This window comes from Paraburkholderia rhizosphaerae (assembly GCF_004366595.1).
Lineage (GTDB): Bacteria > Pseudomonadota > Gammaproteobacteria > Burkholderiales > Burkholderiaceae > Paraburkholderia > Paraburkholderia rhizosphaerae.
This window is the reverse complement of the sequence record NZ_SORE01000024.1, coordinates 22,857-43,680: the sequence shown is the minus strand read 5'-3', so window position 1 is coordinate 43,680 and position 20,824 is coordinate 22,857. Positions and strand designations below refer to the sequence as shown.

The 20,824-nt window shown below is 61.8% G+C and carries 19 protein-coding genes; 11 read left to right on the top strand and 8 right to left on the bottom strand.

The features are described 5' to 3' along the window. Nucleotides 1-101 precede the first annotated feature (101 nt). Nucleotides 102-2,477, top strand: coding sequence for a DNA polymerase II (locus BX592_RS26130; RefSeq protein ID WP_134196091.1), 2,376 nt, complete (start codon nt 102-104; stop codon nt 2,475-2,477). A gap of 30 nt (nt 2,478-2,507) precedes the next feature. On the opposite strand, the gene BX592_RS26125 is transcribed toward BX592_RS26130, so the two are convergent. After that, nucleotides 2,508-3,494 carry an arsenic resistance protein gene (locus BX592_RS26125; protein WP_134196182.1) on the bottom strand — a complete coding sequence of 329 codons (987 nt, stop codon included), beginning with the start codon at nt 3,492-3,494 and terminating at the stop codon, nt 2,508-2,510. A gap of 215 nt (nt 3,495-3,709) precedes the next feature. Here BX592_RS26125 and BX592_RS26120 point away from each other — a divergent pair, with 215 nt between their 5' ends. Beyond that, entirely contained in the window at nt 3,710-4,765 is a 1,056-nt protein-coding gene (locus BX592_RS26120; protein ID WP_134196089.1) for an alpha/beta hydrolase, read from the top strand. A 223-nt stretch (nt 4,766-4,988) separates the two neighbouring features. On the opposite strand, the gene BX592_RS26115 is transcribed toward BX592_RS26120, so the two are convergent. Then, nucleotides 4,989-5,777 carry an N-acetylmuramidase domain-containing protein gene (locus BX592_RS26115; RefSeq protein WP_134196087.1) on the bottom strand — a complete coding sequence of 263 codons (789 nt, stop codon included), beginning with the start codon at nt 5,775-5,777 and terminating at the stop codon, nt 4,989-4,991. 879 nt (nt 5,778-6,656) lie between these two features. On the opposite strand from BX592_RS26115, the gene BX592_RS26110 reads away from it, so the two are divergent. Further along, complete coding sequence (locus BX592_RS26110; protein ID WP_134196086.1) at nt 6,657-7,589, top strand: MBL fold metallo-hydrolase; 933 nt, start codon at nt 6,657-6,659, stop codon at nt 7,587-7,589. Between the two features lie 152 nt (nt 7,590-7,741). On the opposite strand, the gene BX592_RS26105 is transcribed toward BX592_RS26110, so the two are convergent. Further along, entirely contained in the window at nt 7,742-8,104 is a 363-nt protein-coding gene (locus BX592_RS26105; protein WP_134196084.1) for a hypothetical protein, read from the bottom strand. A gap of 64 nt (nt 8,105-8,168) precedes the next feature. Between BX592_RS26105 and BX592_RS26100 the strand changes: the two genes are divergently transcribed. The 3 genes from BX592_RS26100 to BX592_RS26090 all read left to right on the top strand — a co-directional run bounded on the left by BX592_RS26100 (nt 8,169) and on the right by BX592_RS26090 (nt 10,046). Continuing rightward, a complete protein-coding gene (locus BX592_RS26100; RefSeq protein ID WP_134196082.1) occupies nt 8,169-8,381 on the top strand; it encodes a hypothetical protein in 213 nt (70 codons plus the stop codon). A 106-nt stretch (nt 8,382-8,487) separates the two neighbouring features. Continuing rightward, nucleotides 8,488-9,405: an MBL fold metallo-hydrolase gene (locus tag BX592_RS26095; protein ID WP_134196080.1), complete on the top strand. Its 918-nt coding sequence runs from the start codon at nt 8,488-8,490 to the stop codon at nt 9,403-9,405. A gap of 152 nt (nt 9,406-9,557) precedes the next feature. Continuing rightward, a complete protein-coding gene (locus BX592_RS26090; protein ID WP_134196078.1) occupies nt 9,558-10,046 on the top strand; it encodes an NUDIX domain-containing protein in 489 nt (162 codons plus the stop codon). A gap of 64 nt (nt 10,047-10,110) precedes the next feature. On the opposite strand, the gene BX592_RS26085 is transcribed toward BX592_RS26090, so the two are convergent. The 3 genes from BX592_RS26085 to gstA all read right to left on the bottom strand — a co-directional run bounded on the left by BX592_RS26085 (nt 10,111) and on the right by gstA (nt 11,669). Beyond that, entirely contained in the window at nt 10,111-10,401 is a 291-nt protein-coding gene (locus BX592_RS26085) for a hypothetical protein (RefSeq protein WP_134196076.1), read from the bottom strand. 141 nt (nt 10,402-10,542) lie between these two features. Next, nucleotides 10,543-11,025: a cupin domain-containing protein gene (locus BX592_RS26080; protein WP_134196074.1), complete on the bottom strand. Its 483-nt coding sequence runs from the start codon at nt 11,023-11,025 to the stop codon at nt 10,543-10,545. 23 nt (nt 11,026-11,048) lie between these two features. Continuing rightward, the gene (gene gstA, locus BX592_RS26075; RefSeq protein ID WP_134196072.1) at nt 11,049-11,669 is read right to left on the bottom strand and encodes a glutathione transferase GstA; all 621 of its coding nucleotides are present in this window, start codon (nt 11,667-11,669) and stop codon (nt 11,049-11,051) included. Nucleotides 11,670-12,044: 375 nt separating this feature from the next. Between gstA and BX592_RS26070 the strand changes: the two genes are divergently transcribed. After that, nucleotides 12,045-12,935: a LysR substrate-binding domain-containing protein gene (locus BX592_RS26070; RefSeq protein ID WP_134196070.1), complete on the top strand. Its 891-nt coding sequence runs from the start codon at nt 12,045-12,047 to the stop codon at nt 12,933-12,935. A 332-nt stretch (nt 12,936-13,267) separates the two neighbouring features. Here BX592_RS26070 and BX592_RS26065 read toward each other — a convergent pair whose 3' ends face one another. Then, nucleotides 13,268-13,735, bottom strand: coding sequence for a GDP-mannose mannosyl hydrolase (locus BX592_RS26065; protein WP_243849734.1), 468 nt, complete (start codon nt 13,733-13,735; stop codon nt 13,268-13,270). A gap of 122 nt (nt 13,736-13,857) precedes the next feature. After that, complete coding sequence (locus tag BX592_RS26060) at nt 13,858-15,138, bottom strand: glycosyltransferase WbuB (RefSeq protein ID WP_134196066.1); 1,281 nt, start codon at nt 15,136-15,138, stop codon at nt 13,858-13,860. Between the two features lie 357 nt (nt 15,139-15,495). On the opposite strand from BX592_RS26060, the gene BX592_RS26055 reads away from it, so the two are divergent. From BX592_RS26055 to BX592_RS26040, 4 genes are all read left to right on the top strand, one after another. Further along, a complete protein-coding gene (locus BX592_RS26055; RefSeq protein ID WP_134196064.1) occupies nt 15,496-15,909 on the top strand; it encodes a GFA family protein in 414 nt (137 codons plus the stop codon). A gap of 60 nt (nt 15,910-15,969) precedes the next feature. Further along, the gene (locus tag BX592_RS26050; RefSeq protein ID WP_134196062.1) at nt 15,970-17,028 is read left to right on the top strand and encodes a helix-turn-helix domain-containing protein; all 1,059 of its coding nucleotides are present in this window, start codon (nt 15,970-15,972) and stop codon (nt 17,026-17,028) included. Between the two features lie 66 nt (nt 17,029-17,094). Continuing rightward, nucleotides 17,095-18,357: a polysaccharide biosynthesis/export family protein gene (locus BX592_RS26045; RefSeq protein ID WP_134196060.1), complete on the top strand. Its 1,263-nt coding sequence runs from the start codon at nt 17,095-17,097 to the stop codon at nt 18,355-18,357. Between the two features lie 178 nt (nt 18,358-18,535). Then, the gene (locus BX592_RS26040; RefSeq protein ID WP_134196058.1) at nt 18,536-20,824 is read left to right on the top strand and encodes a polysaccharide biosynthesis tyrosine autokinase; all 2,289 of its coding nucleotides are present in this window, start codon (nt 18,536-18,538) and stop codon (nt 20,822-20,824) included.

Below are 20,824 nucleotides of genomic sequence, written 5' to 3'. Positions count from 1 at the left end.
CGAGCTGACGCGTGTCGCGTTGTCGTCGAACTGGCGCGGCGTCAGTGCGATCGCATAGACGTTAAAATCCGGAGTACATCCCGTCGTATTGGAGCAGGTGTTTGACAGCGCAGAAGCAAGGCTTCATTTTGACCCGTCACTGGCGCGACTCGCCCGCTGGTACGGAGGTGGTGTTCTGGCTGGCGACCAACGACGGGCCGCGCCAGGTGTGCCTGCGCCCGCAGGAATCCGTTGCGTTCATCCCCGCCGCGCAACGCGAGCAGGTCGAGCTGATCCTGCGACGCGAATCGCCGTCGGCCGGGGTCGAACTGCGTCCGCTGCAACTGTATGACTTTCATCATCGCCCGGTGCTGGGGCTGTACAGCCGGCAGTACCGGCAACTGACCCGCGTCGAAAAGCGTTTGAAGCAGACCGGCATCGACGTCTACGAGGCGGACGTGTTTCCGCCCGACCGGTACATGATGGAGCGATTCATCACGGCGCCCGTGTGGTTCAGCGGCCGGCCTAACGGCAGCGGTCCGCTGCTGGACGGTGACATGAAGCCCGCATCGGGCTATCGGCCGCGGTTGCGGATGGTGTCGCTGGACATCGAGACCAGTGCCCAAGGCGAGCTCTACTCGATCGCGCTTGAAGGCTGCGGGCAGCGTCAGGTTTACATGCTCGGCCCGGCAAATGGCGATAGCGGGGCAGTCGACTTCGACCTCGAATACTGCGAAAGCCGTCCGCTGCTGCTTGAGCGCCTGAACGAATGGATCGCGCGGCACGACCCCGATGCGATTATCGGCTGGAATCTGGTGCAGTTCGATCTGCGTATCCTGCATCAGCACGCGGAGCAATATCGCGTTCCGTTGCGTCTGGGCCGCGACGGTAGCGTGATGGAATGGCGAGAACACGGCCTTACGCAGGGGCATTTCTTCGCCGGCGCCGCTGGCCGGCTGATCATCGACGGCATCGAAGCGCTGCGCTCGGCGACCTGGAGCTTCGCGTCGTTTAGCCTCGAGTTCGTTTCGCAGGCCGTGCTGGGCGAGGGCAAGGCCATCGACAACGCGTACCAGCGCATGGACGAAATCCAGCGCCGCTTCGATGAGGACAAGCCGGCGCTCGCGCGCTACAACCTGAAAGATTGCGAACTGGTGACGCGCATCTTCGCGAAGACCGAGTTGCTGGCGTTCCTGCTTGAGCGCGCGACCGTGACGGGCTTGCCGGCGGATCGAAGCGGAGGCTCGGTGGCCGCCTTCACGCATCGCTACATGCCGCTCATGCATCGTCTTGGCTACGTCGCGCCGAATCTCGGAGATGTCGCGGGAGCGCCGAGCCCGGGCGGCTTTGTGATGAACTCGCGGCCAGGCCTCTATGACTCGGTGCTGGTGCTCGATTACAAAAGTCTGTACCCGTCGATTATTCGCACCTTTCTGATCGATCCGGTTGGACTCGTCGAAGGGATCCGCAATCCGGATGACGCGGACTCGGTTCCCGGCTTTCTGGGCGCGCGCTTTTCGCGTACCCGGCATGGCCTGCCGTCCATCGTCGCGCAGATCTGGGAAGCGCGCGAGGCGGCCAAACGCGAGCACAACAAGCCGCTATCGCAGGCGCTGAAGATCATCATGAACTCGTTCTACGGGGTGCTGGGTTCGACCGGATGCCGCTTCTTCGACCCGCGCCTTGCGTCGTCAATCACAATGCGCGGACACGAGATCATGCGCGCGACGCGCGATCTGATCGAGGCACAGGGCTACGAGGTCATATACGGGGACACGGATTCGACGTTCGTCTGGCTAAACCACGCGCGCACCGAAGAAGAGGCCGCGCAGATCGGCCACGCGCTGGTCGGGACTGTCAACGACTGGTGGCGGCAGGAGCTTCGGGAACGCTTTGGCATCGACAGTGCATTGGAATTGCAGTTCGAGCGGCACTATCGGCGCTTCTTTATGCCGACCATCCGCGGCACTGAAGAAGGCAGCAAGAAACGTTATGCCGGTCTCACGCTGCGTGACGATGGCAGCGAGGACGTGGTCTACAAGGGGCTGGAAACGGTCCGCACAGACTGGACGCCGCTCGCCCAAAAGTTCCAGCAGGAGCTGTATCTGCGCGTGTTCAGGCGCGAACCCTATCAGGATTATGTGCGCGACTATGTGCGCAGGACATTGAGCGGAGAGTTCGATGAACTGCTCATCTATCGCAAGCGGCTGCGCCGTCCGCTTGCTGCATATGAGCGCAACGTGCCGCCCCACGTGCGGGCAGCCCGTATGGCGGATGAATTCAACCGGCAGCAGGGGCGGCCGTTGCAGTATCAAAGCGGCGGGTGGATCAGTTACGTGATGACCAGCGCAGGACCGGAGCCGCTAGAAACATGGCGGTCCGGGCTCGATTACCAGCACTATGTGAGCAATCAGTTGCAGCCTGTGGCAGACGCGATACTGCCGTTGCTGAGTGATGACTTCGAGACGCTAACGAGTGGTCAGCAGAAGCTTTTTTGACGCGGTAAATCAATGCCGCGCTTCGGCTTCTCACTGGGAGAGTTGAGAAGCCGATAGCGTCGCTCTAGCGCCAAGCTTCGGAAGCAAGCGAATGTAGGCCAGCTCGCTGAGCAATTCCACGAGCGTTTGGGTAACGATAATCGCTGGTAGCACCGGAATCGCGCCAGGGACCGCGAACGCAAGGGCCAGCACCACAAGCGAGTTGCGGGTCGACGCGCTAAAAGCAACCGCTCGCGCCGCGGCTGCGTCAAGCCGGAAAACCCGGGCGACGCCCCATCCCAGCAACGGCATCGCAATCGCAAAAGCGACGTAGATTGGCGCAACGATCAGCGCCGTCCCAACGGCAGGTGCGAGCCGCGGCACCACTGCTGCGATAACCACGAACAACACCAAAGCAGTTGACGGTACCGGCAGCACGCCCAGGACCGAGGTAACACGCTCGCCGGTGCGGTGTCGCGCGGCCCATAGCTGTACCGCGACGGCAAGGATGAGCGGAACGGCGATCAACCAGATGAACGCATGCACGAAAGGACCGGCCTGGATCAGCCCGGATGAGCTGTCGCCGAGGAAGACTCGCAGATAGACGGGCAGCAGTAGCATCTGCGCGACGAGCAACGCGGGTGTCGCGGCCAGCAGCAAACGGGCGTCCGCGCGGCCCAACTGCGAAAATGTGACGACATAGTCGATGCATGGCGTAAGCAGCACAATCAACACGCCAAGACGAACCATCGGATTGGCCGGCAGAAACTGGACAAGTCCCGCGACGACAATCGGCACGACCACGAAATTGGCGGCAAACAGCGCCGCCAGAAAGCGGACTTGCGAGAAAGCCTTCGCCAGAGCGGCAAGCGGTACCTGCAGGAATGTCACAAACAGCATCAGCGCGAGTGCCGGGTTGATCCAGTCGGCAAGTGCCGTGGTTCCGCTCACCAGTGTGGCTAAGCCCGCCGCGAGCACCACCGCGCTGAAATAGATTGTGATCTGGCGACCCTCGAGTGTTTCGCGTAGACCCTGAATGCTCACAGATTTCCCGGTTTGACGATTCATCATCTCATCGTGCCACACACCGCGGCGTGTTGCTGACGATGCCTTTCAACCTGCTATCGAACAACGACCCTGGAGAGCGCTCTCCGTCAGTTGTTCAGCATGCACTTACATCTGGTTCGAAGTCTTGGTACAGTGACGCCTCTATTCTAAAAAAACCGCCGGTGACACGGCTTACGGAGACGTAAATGAAGATTTCAAAACGCCTTTTACCATCAGTCATCCTTACTTTTCTTTCTGCTATGACCGGGACAACATCTGCATACGCCGCGGAGCCCGCGAAGCTGGTCACAGAAGAGGCGATGGTGGCATCGCCTCAGCCGGGCATCAAGATCTATGTTCGTAACAAGCGTCTGGCCAACCGGACGCATTTCGACGCCGCTCACACGCTTGTGTTCGTCCACGGCGCCACCTATCCGGCCAGCACGGCATTCGACCTCGAACTGAATGGCATGTCGTGGATGGATTACATCGCGAGACGCGGGTTCGATGTCTACCTGCTCGATCTTCCCGGCTACGGGCGTTCCACGCGTCCATCGTCGATGGACCAGCCGGCTGACGCCGGGCAGCCTGTTGAAACAACGGCACAAGCGGTGCAGGACTATGCGGCCGTTGTAGATTGGGTGCTGGCACGCCAACACCTGAGCAAGCTGGATGTCATGGGATGGTCGTGGGGCACAACGATCGCGGGCGGATTCGCGGCCGCGCAGCCGGATAAGGTGAATCGCCTGGTGCTGTACGCGCCGGTTTGGCTCTCACACGATGCGCCGCCGACGGGCGACGCTGCCAAACTGGGCGCCTATCGCACGGTCACGGCGGAGATGGCGAAGGAGCGCTGGTACAAGGGCGTACCGGAGGATAAGCGCGCCGACCTGATTCCTTCCGGCTGGTTCGACAAGTGGCAGCAGGCGACCTGGGCGACGGATCCGGATGCCGCGTCCGCAAAACCGCCGGCGCTGCGTGCACCGAACGGCGTGACACAGGACATTCGCGGTTACTACATGTCCGGTAAGGCGACCTACGACCCGGGCAAGATCACTGCGCCGACGCTGATGATCCAGGCGCAATGGGACCAGGACACACCGCCTTACATGTCGCAGGCATTGTTTCCGCTGCTGACTGGTGCGCCGTGGAAGCAATACGATCTGATCGGCGAAGGGACACACACCGTGATGATGGAGAAAAACCGGCTGCAACTGTTTAACGCCGTGCAAAACTTCCTTGAGCAGCCCGCGCCGCGTTAAGCGTGTCCTGTCCTGTCCGGTCTTGTCGCGGGGTTGAAAAACACCGCAAGATGCGGGCGGGTGCCTATCCTTGATCCGTCGTCGGCGATGCGGCCGCCGCCAGCGACCCAGCGTGGGGACGCCGGTTGTCGGGCCCGATACTCCCAGCGACGAAGCTGCGCGGCGCCGCTTCTTTGCGGAAGACGTCGATTGACGCGCGTGTCAATGAAGGCGCCGGCATTAACTATATCGGCAACGCATCGGCGCGCAGCTGCAGCCTGGCCAACGTCGCGTCGTCGAGCAGAGGGGCGACGGGCAGGTCTTCCTGCTGTTCGAAGAGATTCAGTGCGTCGCGGGTCATCTTGCCGAGCACGCCGTCGACAGGACCGGGATGAAAGCCCAGATAGATCAGATAGTTTTGCGCGGCACGAATCATCAGGTCGGGTGTGCCGCCGAATGAATAACTCTGGAAAGCCGCGCTTAGACGCTTGTCGTAATTGTTGATTGAGAAGTTGCTGCCGTTATAGATCCGCGCGAAATTTGTCCAGTCTTTCGCACGCAATGCAGCCACCGCGCCGCCATCGAGCTCTCCGGCCGCACACAGAAGTTGCTCGCTTTCCGATGCGGTCATGCGCTTGACCATATCGTCGACGGTTGCCGACCCGGTCTGATTGAAGTTGAAGCCCATGACCTGGCCGAGTCCCCACGACGTACTTTTGAGCGCGGCTTCACGGTCCAGCGCGATCGCGGCGTTGAGACGGTCGTATTGATGTGCTCCCGTAGGACCGTAATTCCCGGGCGTCGGGCTGCTGATATCCGGATGATCGGCGTCGAACTGCCTGTTGGTCAGCCTGCTGAATACGTGACGCTCGTAAAGAATCTTTGGGCGCCGGTCGGCGAAGAAGCCGACGCCCGATGTTTCGACCGACAGGACCGCCCAAAGCTCGGCGGCGCCGACGCGCAGAACGTCAAGTGCTTTAGCCATGCCGGCACTGTCCAGCGGCGTGCCGTGACCGGTGAATTCATCGCTCATGATGATCATCCTCCAACATCGCGAAGTGCGTCGTCGTCCATACGAATCGCAGCTTAGTCAGAAATCGATGAGGCGGAGAAAACGAATGTGCGCTTGCGCACGTTCATCGCTCCATTTGCCAGCAGCGAAGATGCGTTCGGTTATGGCCAGGGCAGCACTGTTCTGGTACATGCGAGTGGTTCCTTTCCGCCATAAGCAGGGCGAACCATGATCGGATCCAGGCCGCCGACGTTGTGCCCAGTGCTGTGGTTGGGGCAGTAGTTCGGGTCGGGATCCGTTCTGGCACGGCTCACGACAACTGCCGGCGTCTCATTCACGATTTCCTGGCGCACTTCAACACTTGTTAGACAGCCGTTGCTATCGCGCAGCGAATGGGCGAATCCTTCGAAGTTGCAGAGTCCGGTAAATCGCGTGCCTCGCTCGTGTCCTGAATCATCGATACCAACCCTCGGGTAAGAGAAGGGGATCGTGCTGGTTAAACGATTAGCTTGAGCGCGTTTTCAACTTCGCCGGTGTGTCCGGATTGAGAATAGTGCCGGGCGGCGACGATTGTTATCGATGTGAGAGCAGGATCTTGCAGGAGGATCGGCATGTGACGACGGCGGACACCGCGACCAATCGGTGAACCCCGTTTCGCGCGGTCGCTCTCTCAGCCAGTCACTTGCCGTTCACCTTTCATTGCCTGCCTGCCGTCGATTGTTGCCGTTCAGACAACATGCTGACGCCTTCGCGAGGCTACTGGCATTTGCGCCGCGTTACTACAATCGGTCACACGGTCGGTCGAAACGCGAGCAAGCGAAGGCCGCGAATTGCGTGGTCAGGCTCGCGCACCGCGCCGCCCATCCGGCTTACCCCACTTAACGAACAGGACTATTGAAAATGACCGAAACAACGCGCAATGCGCGGCCGGTTACCACCTGCCTTGGCAAAGAGGGTTCAGGCGAACTGGTGGCTTCCCGCTACGCGGTACGTGTGGGTGACGTCGATGTCGTGCTGATCAGCGATGGCATTCTGCCGCTACCGACCTCCACCATGTCGACCAATGTGAGCGAAGCCGACCGCAACGAATGGTTCGATGGTCGTTTCCTGCAACGTGACATGTTCGACTGGGCGCTGAATGTCGCGCTCGTGCGCAGCGGCGATCGCCTGATCCTGATCGACTCGGGCGTGGGCGACGGTTTCGAATACTTCACGCGCGCCGGTCGGTCGGTGATGCGGCTGGAATCGGCTGGCATCGACCTGGCCGCGATCACCGATATCGTGATTACGCATATGCACATGGATCACGTCGGCGGGCTGAACGTGGATGGCGTCAAGGCCAAGCTGCGTCCCGACGTGCGCATTCACGTGTCGGCCGCGGAAGTGGTGTTCTGGAAAAATCCGGACTTCAGCAAGACGGTGATGCCGGAAACCGTCCCTCCCGCGCTTCGCAAGGCGGCTGCAACGTTCGTGGAACTCTACAGCAAAAACATCGTGCAGTTCGGTCAGACCGTGGAAGTCGCAACGGGTGTGTCGGCGCGTGTGACGGGCGGGCACACGCCGGGGCACTGCGTCGTGGATGTCGCATCGAACGGCGAGAAGCTGACCTTCGTAGGCGACGCGATTTTCGAAGTCGGATTCGACAATCCGGCATGGCAAAATGGCTTCGAGCACGATCCTGAAGGGGCGGTGGACGTGCGTCTCGCGCTGCTTAACGAAGCCGCTCAAACGGGCGCACTGCTGGCCGCGGCACATATTGCATTCCCGTCCATCGGTCACATTGCGAAGAACGGCGAAGGCTTCCGTTTTGTGCCGGTGTTGTGGGACTACTGATCGATGTTCGTCGACCGATTATCGGCGTATAGACTGCGCTGACGATGGATAGAAAACCGCCACAAGTTCACGAGACTCGCGGCGGCCTGCTCCTATCAAAGGCAGTGGCGCATTGGCCTCGCGCGACCTTGCATACCGCGTGGCCAGGTCCCTCACCTGGTCACCAGTAGCGCCGCCTGATTGACCTGACTCTGGTATGCCAAAGCGCCATTCAGGTCGTGCGGCCGCTGGCCACGCGCATCCGGATACGAGAGGTCAGGCACCGAAGCCAGCCCCCATACGTTGTCGATCACCGGGTCGATCGCGGCCATCGGTTCTTCCATCAAGCGGTCGAGCGGATAGGGCGAGCCACGACGGTCGGCCAGAATGTCTCGCAAGATGACGGCCTCTTTTGCCGCTACCGTCATACCTTGTTCGTACACCGGATTGAAACGGCAAACCGCATCGGCAATCGGAATCAGACCGAGTGGCCATGCGTGAACCCGGCCGGAATGCCGCCGTCGATTCTCCTTCACGTGTCTCGGATCGCACGCCGGTTACCGCACAGTTGTCCCCCGACGACAGAAGTTCGATTACACGATGTCTGTCGAGCAGCACGATTTCCACGAAGTCGCGCACGCAGTGGCGCACAACGCGTTCGACAAGAGGCCGCGTGCAGATATGCAGTTCGATGCCGACTTCGCGCTCGAGCAGTGCATCCTGCCCGAACGGGCTTTTTTACTTCACTTCATTCATCGCAAAACGCCCGCCGGCTATATGGTCTATAGCTCGCGTCGATTCACATCCTTTTGAGCCGCCGGAGCATGAGCAAGACAATGACGAGCATTCACATCCGCGCCGCGGCTAATTAATGTCTAGTCATGCCGTCGCCGATGGCAATCATTGCAAGGAGCTCACCATGGAACACCTTTCCTCTTTCCCGCCTGAAGCGGTCACGGGCGAGGACGTTACTCCAGACGATTATTTCCATACCGGTGCGGGTGCGCGATATCTGCGCCGCGCCGACGAGGATCTCGTGGTGGTGCCGCTACGCGGCAATATCACGGTGCTGATGGGATCCGGCGGCAACATCGCGGTGCTGTCGGGCAAGGAAGGCAAATTCCTCGTCGACGCGGGCATCAGCAAGTCGCAGGAAAAGATGCAAGCGGCACTCGATAAGATTGGTCCGGGACCCCTGAAATATCTGGTCAATACGCATTGGCATTGGGACCATACCGACGGCAATGCGTGGATGCATGATGCCGGCGCGACGATCATCGCGCACCAGAAAACCTTCCGGCATTTGACTGAAACGACCCACGTCAATGCGTGGAACTGGACGTTCGACCCCGTGCCCGAAGGCGCACGCCCGACGCTGCTGGTCGAAGACAAGACGACATTTTCTTTCGCCGGAACCGAGATCGAAGTGGAATATCTCGGTGGTGGCCACACGGATGGCGACCTGTGGGTGTATTTCAAGGATGCCGACGTGCTGGAACTGGGCGACACGTTCTGGAATGGCATTTATCCGTACATCGATAATGAGGGCGGTGGCAGTATCGATGGCGCGATCCATTGGGCGAATGAAGCAGTCGCGCGTACGACCGACCATACGATTGTTATCCCCGGTCATGGCCCGGTCGGCACGAGAACGGACCTGATCGAATTCCGTGACATGCTGGTTACCATCCGCGATAACATCGCGGCGCTCAAGCAGCAAGGGAAATCGCTTGACGAAATCGTCGCTGCCAGGCCGACGGCCGCGTTCGACGAAAAGTATGGGAAGCTCGTGTTCGACGGCCCGAAATTCACCAGGATGGTCTATGCGGGGATGTAACAGAGCGTGTTGAAACGGCTACGTCTCATTGCCAGCTGAGTCTGGCTAGACTACGGTTGCCGGGCAGTAGCGACAGACGTTGCATGTCGCAAATCGCACTACGGCGGCGACCTGGACTATCCTCTGGCCATCAGAAAGTAAGAAGAGAACTCATGCAGAACCTTGAGCGAGCGCGACTGGCTAGGCTTATCGACTCCGTGTGGCGCGTGGCATTTCGCGTCGCATTCCGTTGCGCTCGCATCTGGTGGACCATCCGGCGGCCAAGCCATGAGGGTGCGCTAGTCGCGATCTACGTCGGGCGTGCGTTGTTGCTGGTGAAGTCATCGTACCGGGCCGAGTGGAATTTTCCCGGCGGCGGCGTGCACCCCGGAGAGACACCCGATGTAGCGGCGCAGCGCGAAATGGAGGAGGAGATCGGCCTGTCTTCGCATGCGTTACTTCCCGCGGGCAGCCTCTCCGGCATCTGGGACGGACGAAAAGACCGCGTGCATTTCTTCGAACTGCACCTCGATCGCCCGCCTGAACTGCGGCTTGATCATCGTGAGATTGTCGCCGCGCGTCTTGCTGCGCCAGAGGAATTGCACGACATCGCGCTGACTGAGGCGGTCGCCGCGTATCTCGACAGGCGGTCCCGTTCCTAGTTGCGCTTTTCCTTTCGGGACATTTCAACAGGGCCGTCGTATCGGTTACGGCAAGCGCTGGCCTTCACGCGTCGCGGGCATGTTCCGCGAGGCCGCGTCGCAGCAACTCGTCGAGTAGTCCGGTCATACCCTCGGGGTGGGTGGCCGCGCGCGCATTGAGCTCCTTCACCAGTTCGCCGTTGAGCTTGCACGCAAACGGCACGAGACCTTTGGCCTGATCCAGCTTGCGCTGCTCGCGCCGATCGACGGGCGTTTCAGCCACGCCTTTGCCGAAGCGCTCGGAGCGCGATTGGTTCAACGAGTGAGTCAGCTTGAGGGCCTTGTTCTTTTCAAGGTCGGTTTTTTTCATTGCCATATGACGGAGTCCCGTGGTTTCAATAAGTGAGGCCGTATTGTACGTAGTGCACGCGGCCATTCAGATTTTCGCCGTCGGCGCGCAGTCGCGTGAGTCGGGGCGATGCGCGGCCGCGGACAACCTTTGCGTCACCGGCTGGCGTCAGTCAGGCTTTCCATCGTGGTCGCCGAGCGGCCTCGCGGGCCAGTCCGCCCAACGATCCGCACGGGTCAGTTCGTACGCTTCGTTGCGCGGATAGCGAATACGATTGTCGTCGCGCGGACGCTCGCCGATCACCATCAGCCGGACTTCGTTCCTGGTGTTGTTGATGAACGTATGGCAAATGCCGGTGCCGGACGGAAACGCGACACACTCGCCTTCGGCAAGCGGATGGAGCACGCCGTCAATCCAGACATCGGGCGTGCCGGCGAGCACGTACACAAATTCCTGCTCGGTGCTTTCCGCATGCGGATAGGACGTCCTGCGGCCAGGCAGCAGCCTCACGTGATGTATACCGATTCTTGTAATGCCGAGTGCGGCGGAAAGCGGCGCGTCCAACCCCATCGGCTCGGTATCGCCCGGGTACGAATTCGCTTCTGGTTCTTCCAGTTCAGTCCAGTGTTTGATGAAGTCGGGTCGGTTCATCGTTGCTCTCCTTGGCCGCGATGTCAGGCGGCCGGTTTGTGCGTGAGACCTTCTGCGTCCATCGCAGCCTGAACGTGCGGCCGTTCGGCCACACGTTGCTGGAACGCCACGATCGCACTGTACGGCGATATGTCCAGGTGGACGTAGCTTGCCCAATTGGTCACGGTAAACAAATACGCGTCCGCGGCGGAGAAGTCATCGCCGTTCAACCACGGCTGCACCGCGAGTTGCCGTTCCAGCAACGCATAGTGTTTGTGCAATGCCGCGCGTCGCTCCGAGCGGGTGCCCTCTGGCGTCGAAAGCTGAAACAGCGGCGAGTAGCTCTTGTGCACCTCGGAGTTGATAAAGCCGAGCCACGCCTGCAGACGGTAGCGCGGCAACGTGCCGTTAGCGGGCGCCAGTTTGCACTCCGGCTTCAGGTCGGCAAGGTACTGCATGATCGCGGGTCCTTCGGTTAGCACCTCGCCGGTGTCCAGTTCAAGAACCGGCACGCTGCCCTTCGGATTGATCTGCCAGAAATCCGCATCATGCCCGGTGCGTTTGGTTTTGATGTTGACCTGTTCCAGTTCCAGCGCGATACCCGCTTCTCGCGCGACGATGTGCGGTGCCAGCGAGCAGGCGCCAGGGGAGTAATAGAGCTTCATCGAGCGTCCTCAAAGGTTTTACGTGATTGTGCGCCGCTCCGAATCATGAGCGGGACCGGCGCATGCGCGCACCGGATAGTACCCCGACGAACTGGCCAGCAAACGGCTGGTGGTGCCGATGCCGCATGGTCTGCAAAACGACAACGGTTATTTCATTTCCAATAACGTCGAGCCGATCAATCGGGAGACGCTGGACATCTTCATCGGATGGCTTCGCGGATATTGTCCGCCCGAGAAAGTCGAATCGCGGGCTCGGACACTCCCGATGCGCAAGTGAAAAGGCTTTGCGTCGCGACGGCATATCCGTCAAATGCGCAGGTGGGGACGATGCACATCCCATATTGATCCGGCCGTAACTGGTACATAATGCGTATCATGGATTTGCGCCGCATTCGCTACTTTGTCGTGCTTGCCGAAACACTGCATTTCGGCCGCGCCGCGTTGGCTCTGAACATCGCGCAGCCGCCGCTGAGCCAGCAAATCCGCGTACTCGAACAGGAGTTGGGCGCGCGACTGTTCGAGCGCAGCAACCGGCGTGTGGAACTGACGCCGGCCGGCAAGGCGCTACTGCCCGAAGCACGTGCGCTACTCGCACAAGCCGAGCGGACGTCGACCGTGGCGGCACGAGCACAACGCGGGGAAATTGGCGAACTGCGCGTCGGATTGACCGGGTCGGCCGCATTCACCGTGGTGATACCGCGTTTAATCCTCTCGTACCGGCAGCGTTTTCCCGGCGTGCGGCTGCGTATCGAGGAACTCACCACACGAGAGCAACTCGCGGCACTGCTCGAACAGCGGCTCGACGTCGCGATTGTGCGCAGCGTGCTGGCCCCCGATCTCCCTCCCACTTTACGCGCAACGTGTCTGCTCGAGGACTCGCTGGTCGTCGCCTTGCCTGCCCAGCATCGGCTGGCCGGCGTCGCGAGGCCGCTGCCGATCAGCACGCTCGCGGAAGAACCATTTGTGATGTACCCGCGCGAAAGCGGGACAGGCGTGTATGACCAGATCATCACGCTGTGCCGACAGGCGGGGTTTGCGCCGACCGTTGCGCAGGAAGCGCACGCGATGGCGACCATCCTCGGACTGGTCGCAGCGGGGCTCGGTGTCGCGGTCGTGCCGGAATCGCTACGCAGTGTCGGCGCGAATGGCGTCGTGTACAGACCCATCAAGGAAAAAGGCGCGCGATCTGCGTTGTGGCTGGTGTTGTGGACGCGTCAGCACTCCGCGCAGGCGGCCGCATTTGCGGCAGTGGCGAAGGCATCGTGAATTCGCGCCAATCTGTGTTTGCGCGAAAATTCACTGATTAATTTTTTATTATCGATTTTTTATCTATAGCCGGATTAATTTTTTGCGCTTTATTTTTTTTGCCGTTATCGATAGTCGCAAAAACTTGTGCCATTGGCCTGCACGCCGGCGGTCAAACATCGATTAGCGATCAAGCAATTGCGAGTGCAACCATCGACGCCATTCGAGCGACGTGAGCGTCGGATGGCAAACCATCGCAGCGACCGGAAAGCGCATCCGTAAAGAGGTCACCCGCCGGAGCTCACCCGCCAATTCGGACTTCCGTCCGAATTCGGCCATGCGCTTCAATATGGTCAACTTCCCGTCACAAAGTAGGCGCGGCTGTTGTGATGAACCGATTCGTCGAGCGCAATATCCTCGGCACTCGCCCAGCGGTAGTCCGAGTGCTGGTCGAGCGGCAGGTGCGCGAGGCGCTGCGTCAAGCGGATGCGGTAGCCGAGCACCACATAGTGCGTCGATATGCCGTCCTTGCCACTGAAGTTGTCGTCGTAGAAGTGCTCATAGACGCCGATCAGTTCCGCCTCCGAGCGATCCACGCCGTGCAGGCCCAGCTCTTCTTGCGTCAGGCGAGCGAACGCGTCGTCGAGACGTTCGTCCTTGCGTACCCGGCCACCGGGCACAAACCAGACACCGCGTGCAGGCCGGTTCACGCGTCGTCCCAGCAGATAGCAGTCTTGCTCGTCATGTAGGATCAGATCCAGTGCGATCAGCGGTGTGTTCGAGACGACGCTCAGGAATTCCGTATTGTCTAGTTTTGCCACAGGGGCTCCTTGTTGGGGGCGGGGCGTGGCGCAACCCCGGTCTCCGGTAAAGAGTCCGGGATCGTCAACACCGGCGATCGTGAAGTTCATCGCGATCGTGAATGGGGCGGTGAAGCGGTGAATCAGAGATCGCGCTGACGCAGTCCGAGCGCGCTACTCACCGGTTCGGTATCCGCGCAGCGCAGGCGCAGCGTCGACTCGAACTCGCCGAGCACGCTTTCGCGCGACAGCACCGCGAGCGCATAGTCGCGACCGGCGCGGCCCAGCTGTTCGCGCCGTGCCGGATCAGCCGCGAGCGCTTCGATTGCGGCAACCAGCGGTTCGAGCGCTTCGGGCGGCACGACCACGCCGCGTGGCGCAACCGTGTCGAACAGCTCGGTGCCCTCGTGAGCCATCGCGATCACCGGACGGCCGCTTGCGAGCATGCCGGTCAGCTTGGACGGCATCACGAGGTCGGCAGCATCGGCGCGCTGCGGCAGCGCGTGTATGTCGGCGAGGTTCAGCAGTTCGTTGAGCCTCTCCATCGGCTGCAATGGAATGAAGCGCGTGTTCGGCAGATCGCCGCAAATGGCAGTCAGGCCATCTTTAGCCGGACCTGCGCCGCAGAACACGAAGACCAGGTCGCGGCGCGCGGCAAGCGTGGCCGCCGCGGTCGCGAGCACCTCGAGTCCCTGCTTGGCGCCCATATTGCCGGAGTACAACACGACGGTCGCATCGGCGGGAATCTCGAGTTCATCCCTGAGCGGCACCTTCGCTCTGTCCTGGATGTTGAGCGGATGGATCGCCGACGTATCGACCCAGTTCGCGAAATGGACGACCTTGTCGCGGGCGACGCCTTTGTTCAGCGCGTGTTCGATCATCTTGGCCGAAATTGTCGAGACGGTATCGAAGCGACGCAGCAGACCGCGTTCAATCGCAAGGGCCATGCGCTTGCGCCAGTTGCCCTTGAGCATGCCGAGCTTGAACGCCGCGTCGACTTCGTAGTCCTGTACGTGAAGCCACGCGTGGGCGCCGGTAAGCTGTGCGACGAGCCAGCCGGCCGGTGCGTTCAGCAGGCTCGGCGCGATACAGAGCACGGCCTTCGGCCGCCAGAACACGTGGCGCAGCATGACCGGAAAGCTGGAGAGTGCGAAGCTCGCGAGGTGCAGCAGGCGGCGCGCGCCCTTGGGCCGGGCCGGCACCCACAGCGGAGCACGCCACACGCGCACGCCTTCACTGTGCTCCTTCGCGTAGCGCGACGACGAAAAGCCGGGCGAGACCTTCCATGCGGGGTAATAGGGCGGCGCGCACACCACGCGCACATCGTGGCCGGCAGCTGCGAGCGATGCAGCCATGTCGCCGGTATAGCGGCCGATCCCTGTGAGTTCAGGCGCGTAGTTGATGCCATAAACAAGAATCTTCATCGGACCTCGCGATGTGCGACGCAAGACGCATTGTGCGAACGGCATCTTGCCCGGCCCATCTCACCGCGACCCGACAGGATATCGCCGTGCGCCGCCAATCTTTATGCTAGCCATATACCCTTCGGGATTCATTGCGTAAGTTCGTGCTGTCCCGCCGTGTGCAATTTGTTATTCCCGATACTGCGCGTGCTTAGGAACCGGAAGCGTAGATGGCGCGGAAGAACGGCATCGCGTCACACGGCGAATGAGTGCGCTGTTTGTCCTGGATATCGAGCCGGGCTCGACGTTGCGGCGGCACTCACCGGTTACCGCATCGTCCGTGACGCGCGGCGCGTTCATGCAATAAGGAAGAGAGGAATGGCACAGCAACACTACGCGGGCGGTTGTCGTTGTGGCGCCGTGCGCTTCACCATCGATCTCGATCTGGACCAGACGATCGCGTGCAACTGCTCGACCTGCAGGAAGCGCGGACTGATTTTCTGGTTCGCGCCGCTCGAGCGGTTTCAACTGACCGCGGGCGACGGCGGTACGCACGGGTACCCGTTCTACAAGCGGGCGAGCAAGTACCAGGTCTGCGCGGTCTGCGGTGACGAGACTTTTTTTTATAGCGAGATGCCGGACGGTGCGGAGATGGTTGCAGTCAACGCGCGCTGTATCGACAATATCGACCCTGCACGGTTGAAGCCGGCGGCCTACGGCCGTGCGAGCAACGGACAAACAAAGGCAATGAGTCCGCCCGATGACAGGCAAAGGCGACTCGGCCAGGTGTGAAGCAGAGCAACCATTAAAAAAACTGATGACATTCCGGGGAAACGTTTCTGAGGAAACGAAATGCCGTATGTTGCACAACCTGAACAGTCAGACAGCATTGTTGGCCACTTTGTAAAAGAAGCGGAAACGATTTCAGCCGATAGCATCGATCCGGAAACGGTGACGCGGCGTCCCGCCCGCCAGATCGGTATTGTTTTGTTCGAAGGCTTCTCGCTGTTGCGCGCGGGCATCGTCGCCGCGGTATTCAACAAGGCGAACCAGCTGGCCGCCGCAAAGGACGCAAACCAGCTGAGCGTCGCCAAAGGCGCGGCGGGTTCGATCTACACGATCAGGATGCTGTCGATCGCGGGCGGCAGCGTGCCGTGTTCGTCGTCGGTGCAACTGTGGACCGACCCGTTCGACGTGCGCCAGTACCAGAACTACGACGCGCTGTTCGTCGTAGGCGGTGAGGGCGCGCCTCATCCATCGCTCGAGAAAATGTTGCTGGGCCGTACGCGCTTTGGCTACACCGACAAACTGTTCGCCGGTGCGCCGTTGTCGCGCGCCGCCGCGGCTGCGTCCGGCTCGATGCGTGCCGCTGACCGGTCCGGCTTCGGCGGCCAGCGCACCGTCGACAGCGACGACGATTGCTTTTCGTCGATGGCGAGCGCGCTGATGCTCGTCAAGTACGACCTCGGTCATGACGTCGCGCGCGAAGTCGGCGAACAGCTGTTGCCAGGTGCCCGCGTCAAGCTCGCGTTGCTACTCGCCGAAGGCGGCGTGACCAGCGTGCAGGACAAGGTCCGCGCGTCGGCTCGCTGGCTCAAGGACAACTGCGAGCGGCCCATCTCGGTGGCCGATGCCGCGCAGGTCGCGGCGATGAGCGAGCGCAACTATCAGCGCCGCTTCAAGGACGAAATCGGCATGACGCCGTCCGACTATCTGCTGCGTGCACGCCTCGACATGGTGTGCCGCCTGCTGATCGAAACGGACTTGCCGGTCGACAAGATCGCGCGCCGCATCGGCATGGCCAACGGCGACCGCCTCGCCAAGATTTTCCGCAAGCGGATGCTCGTCTCGCCAACCGAATATCGCTCACAACATCGCCAGGCCCCGGACTCCATCCTGATCGGCCGGTGATTTCCCCCAGTGGCTCCTCCGGCAGATGAACTCTGCCGGCGTTCCAGTCGTTCGGCTACGAGATAGATGAATCAGATCGGAAATACCGTTTTTGTCCCGGCGCTCGCGCCGGTTCACGCGTCGCCGCGGCCGTCGCGGCGCGCATCACGTGCGATGCGCGCGCTCGGGCTCGGCGGCGCGCTGTCGCTGCTGTTGACACTCGGCGCTTGCGGCATCGACCCTGGCCAGCATTACAGCAGCATGAGTCAGGACCGTTATGGCACAAGCGTGACAGGCGTGCCTGGCGCGCAACGCACGGATTCGGCCTCGGGCGCCGCTGACAACGACCAGCCGCCGCCGGGCGCGCTGACCGAAATCACACCCGCGCTGATCAAGGCCGAGCGGCTCGCGGAGCCGACCCATATCCCACACGATGTGCAGAGCCTGCTGGCGCCACCGACGCCTTATACGATCGGCCCCGGCGACGTGCTCAACATCATGGTCTGGGACCATCCCGAGCTGAACCTGCCCACTTCCACGGTGCAGACCGTCGGCATCGACTTCACGGGTTCGGCGTCGGTATCGACCGGCTATACCGTCGATACCAACGGCTTGATCCAGTTTGCGTATGCGGGCGCGGTCCGCGTCGGCGGACTCACCGAGATGCAGGCGCGCGATGCGCTTGCCACGCAACTCGGGAAATACGTGCGCGACCCTCAGGTCACATTGCGTGTGCAGTCGTACCGGAGCAAGCGTGTCTATATGGATGGCGAGGTGCGCACGCCGGGCCTGCAGATCTTCAACGACGTGCCGATGTCGCTGACCGAAGCGATCAATCGCGCGGGCGGCTTCACGGCGGTCGGCGACCGCGCGAACATCGCGGTGATCCGCAACGGCAAGCGGGTGATCGTCGACATCCCCGAAATGGTGTCGATGGGCATCAACCCGTCGGAGGTGATGCTGCACAACAACGACATGGTCCGCGTGTTCGCGCGCGAGGACAGCAAGGTGTTCGTGATGGGCGAAGTCACGCGGCCGAGCACGCTGTTCCTGCGCAATGGCGAACTCTCGCTGAACGAAGCGCTCGGCGACGCAGGCGGCGTCAGCCAGAACACCGGCGACGGCAAGCAGGTTTATGTCGTGCGCAGTATCTCGGCCGATCAGCACCAGGTCTTCCATCTCGATGCATCGAATCCGACCGCGCTCGCGCTCGCGGAGAACTTCGAGCTGAAGGCGAAGGACGTCGTATTCGTCGATACGGCGGCAGTCGTGCGCTGGAGCCGGGTCATCAACAACATCGTGCCGAGCGCGGAAGCCGCGTACTTCAGCCGCACCGCGTACGGCAATTAACCGCCGCGCTCGAGCGATGAACGCGATCGTCATGCTGTGTGCCGGCAACGTCGGCACCTTGAGCGGCAGTCCAATGGCTGCCGCCTCGCGCGTGTCGCGCACTGCCGGGCGGGCGCGTGTGGCCGGCGCGCCCGCAAGTCTCGCTGGCATTGCAACTCATTGAAGCAGGAGCCGTAACTTGGATCGATCGTCTAATCCGTCTAACAAGCAACCCGGTAACGAAGGGCGTGGCCTGCGGGTCGCGAGCATCAATCCGGCGCCCGTCGCCGAACCGGCGGCCGGCCCCATCGATGCGAGCGCGTTCGTCGATACGTTCTACGACAACCGCTGGCTGATCGCGGGACTCACGCTGCTGACGACGGTCATCGCGGTCGGCTATGCGGTGCTGGCCGCGCCGGTCTATCAGTCCGACATCCTGATCCAGGTCGAGGACAACCCGAACTCGCCGACCGATGCGCTGTCGAGTCTGTCGCAGCGGTTCGACATCAAGTCCGAAGCGTCGGACGAGATCGAGATTTTGCAGTCGCGGCTCGTGCTCACGCCCGCAGTGCGCAACGAGGGTCTGACAATCGATGTGCAGCCGCGCCGCTTCCCGGTGTTCGGCCGCTGGTGGTCGACGCTGCAGAAAGGCCTGTCGACGCCGGGCATCTTCGGCCATGGCGGCTATGTGTGGGCGCAGGAGCATGCGACGGTCGCGACCTTCGATCCGCCAGTCACGCTGTATGGCAAGCCGTTCAAGCTGGTCGCGGGTCCGAATGGCCAGTACACGATCGAGAACGAGCGCGCGGGCATTCGCGTGACCGGCCACGTCGGCGAGCCGCTCACGGTGCAGACCGGCGACGGTCCGCTGACGGCGAATGTGACGAGTCTGTACGCGCAACCCGGCGGCACCTTCATGCTCACGCGCGTGTCCGAAGTCGCGGCCGTCGAGTCGCTGCAAAAGGCGATGCGCATCGCGCAGACCACTAAAGATTCCGACGTGATCCAGGCGAGCCTGCAAGGCATCGACGCGAACAAGACGAGTGCGGTGCTCACCGAAATCGGCCGGCAGTACATCGCGCAGAATATCGAGCGCAAGTCGGCCGAGGCGGAGAAGTCGCTGGCGTTCCTGAACGAGCAGTTGCCGCAACTCAAGCGTCAGCTCGAGGAATCGGAAGACGCGTATAACCACTTCCGCGCAACCAATGCGCTGATCGATCTCAGCGAGGAGGGCTCGGCCGTGCTTCAGCAGACGGTCGACGCGCAGAACAAGCTCGCCGATCTCGAGCAGAAGCGCAACGAGCTGACCGCGCGCTTCACCGACGACCACCCTGCGGTGATCGCGATTCTGAATCAGGAGAGCGTGCTTAAACAGCGGCTTAGCCAGATCGATTCGAAGACGCGCCGGCTGCCGCAACTCGAACAGACCGAGCTGCGCCTGCAACGCGACGTGCAGGTCAACACGGATTTGTACACGGGCCTGCTCAACAGTGCGGAGCAACTGCGGCTCGCGCGCGCGGGCAAGACCGGCAATGCGCGTCTGGTCGATACGGCGGTGGTGTCGGGTAACCCGGTCAAGCCGAATCGCAAGCTCGTGGTCGTGCTCGGCGCAGCGGTCGGCCTGTTCGGCGGCTGCCTGCTCGCGTGGTTCCGCCGGCAACTGTCGCAGGGCGTGATGCATGCGCGCGAGATCGAGCGCGATACGGGCCTCGCCGTCTACGCGAGCGTGCCGCACAGCAAACTGCAGCAGGCGCGCGACACGCGCTCGTGGTCGCCGTCGCAGGCCAACCGGATCACTCTGCTCGCGCATCTCGACAGCGACAGCCTGCCGATCGAAGCGCTGCGCAGCTTCCGCACCGCGCTCCAGTTCGTGCTGCTCGAAGCGAGCAACAATATTGTGTTGATGACCGGGCCGACGCCAGGCGTCGGCAAATCGTTCACATCGGCCAACCTCGCCGCGGTGCTGGCGAACTCGCACCAGCGTGTGCTGCTGATCGACGCCGACATGCGCGACGGCGACCTGCACCGCCATTTCGGCAAGCACGCAGGGCCGGGTCTCGCCGATCTGATCGAGCACGAGAAGCCGTTCGACGATGTCGTGCATCGCGCGGTGTTGCCGTGCCTCGATCTGGTCGCACGCGGCATTGCGCCGAGCAATCCGTCGGAATTGCTGATGAGCAAGCGCTTTACGCACTTCGTCAGCGAGATCGCGGCGCAGTACGACGTCGTGCTGATCGACACCCCCCCGGTGCTCGCGGTCGCCGACGTCGGCTCGCTCGGCCAGATCGTCGGTTCCGCGTTCCTCGTGGTGCGCCAGGGCGCGACGACCCTCGCGCAGATCAAGGAATCGGCGAAGCGTCTGGCGCACGTCGGCGTCACGCTCGACGGGCTGGTGCTCAACGACGTGAAGGCGCGACCCGGCGACAAGACGTACGGATACGGGATGTACAGCTATCCGGGTCCGCGTGCGAAGGCGTCGAAGGCCTGA

What these genes read in the sequence shown, in the direction of transcription:
- BX592_RS26090 (WP_134196078.1), top strand. Translation starts at nt 9,558, where the DNA reads ATGCAGAACCTTGAGCGAGCGCGACTGGCTAGGCTTATCGACTCCGTG.
- BX592_RS26115 (WP_134196087.1), bottom strand. Translation starts at nt 5,777, where the DNA reads ATGAGCGATGAATTCACCGGTCACGGCACGCCGCTGGACAGTGCCGGC.
- BX592_RS26100 (WP_134196082.1), top strand. Translation starts at nt 8,169, where the DNA reads ATGTCTGTCGAGCAGCACGATTTCCACGAAGTCGCGCACGCAGTGGCG.
- BX592_RS26095 (WP_134196080.1), top strand. Translation starts at nt 8,488, where the DNA reads ATGGAACACCTTTCCTCTTTCCCGCCTGAAGCGGTCACGGGCGAGGAC.
- BX592_RS26085 (WP_134196076.1), bottom strand. Translation starts at nt 10,401, where the DNA reads ATGGCAATGAAAAAAACCGACCTTGAAAAGAACAAGGCCCTCAAGCTG.
- BX592_RS26080 (WP_134196074.1), bottom strand. Translation starts at nt 11,025, where the DNA reads ATGAACCGACCCGACTTCATCAAACACTGGACTGAACTGGAAGAACCA.
- BX592_RS26050 (WP_134196062.1), top strand. Translation starts at nt 15,970, where the DNA reads ATGCCGTATGTTGCACAACCTGAACAGTCAGACAGCATTGTTGGCCAC.
- BX592_RS26055 (WP_134196064.1), top strand. Translation starts at nt 15,496, where the DNA reads ATGGCACAGCAACACTACGCGGGCGGTTGTCGTTGTGGCGCCGTGCGC.
- BX592_RS26060 (WP_134196066.1), bottom strand. Translation starts at nt 15,138, where the DNA reads ATGAAGATTCTTGTTTATGGCATCAACTACGCGCCTGAACTCACAGGG.
- BX592_RS26045 (WP_134196060.1), top strand. Translation starts at nt 17,095, where the DNA reads ATGAATCAGATCGGAAATACCGTTTTTGTCCCGGCGCTCGCGCCGGTT.
- BX592_RS26070 (WP_134196070.1), top strand. Translation starts at nt 12,045, where the DNA reads ATGGATTTGCGCCGCATTCGCTACTTTGTCGTGCTTGCCGAAACACTG.
- gstA (WP_134196072.1), bottom strand. Translation starts at nt 11,669, where the DNA reads ATGAAGCTCTATTACTCCCCTGGCGCCTGCTCGCTGGCACCGCACATC.
- BX592_RS26120 (WP_134196089.1), top strand. Translation starts at nt 3,710, where the DNA reads ATGAAGATTTCAAAACGCCTTTTACCATCAGTCATCCTTACTTTTCTT.
- BX592_RS26110 (WP_134196086.1), top strand. Translation starts at nt 6,657, where the DNA reads ATGACCGAAACAACGCGCAATGCGCGGCCGGTTACCACCTGCCTTGGC.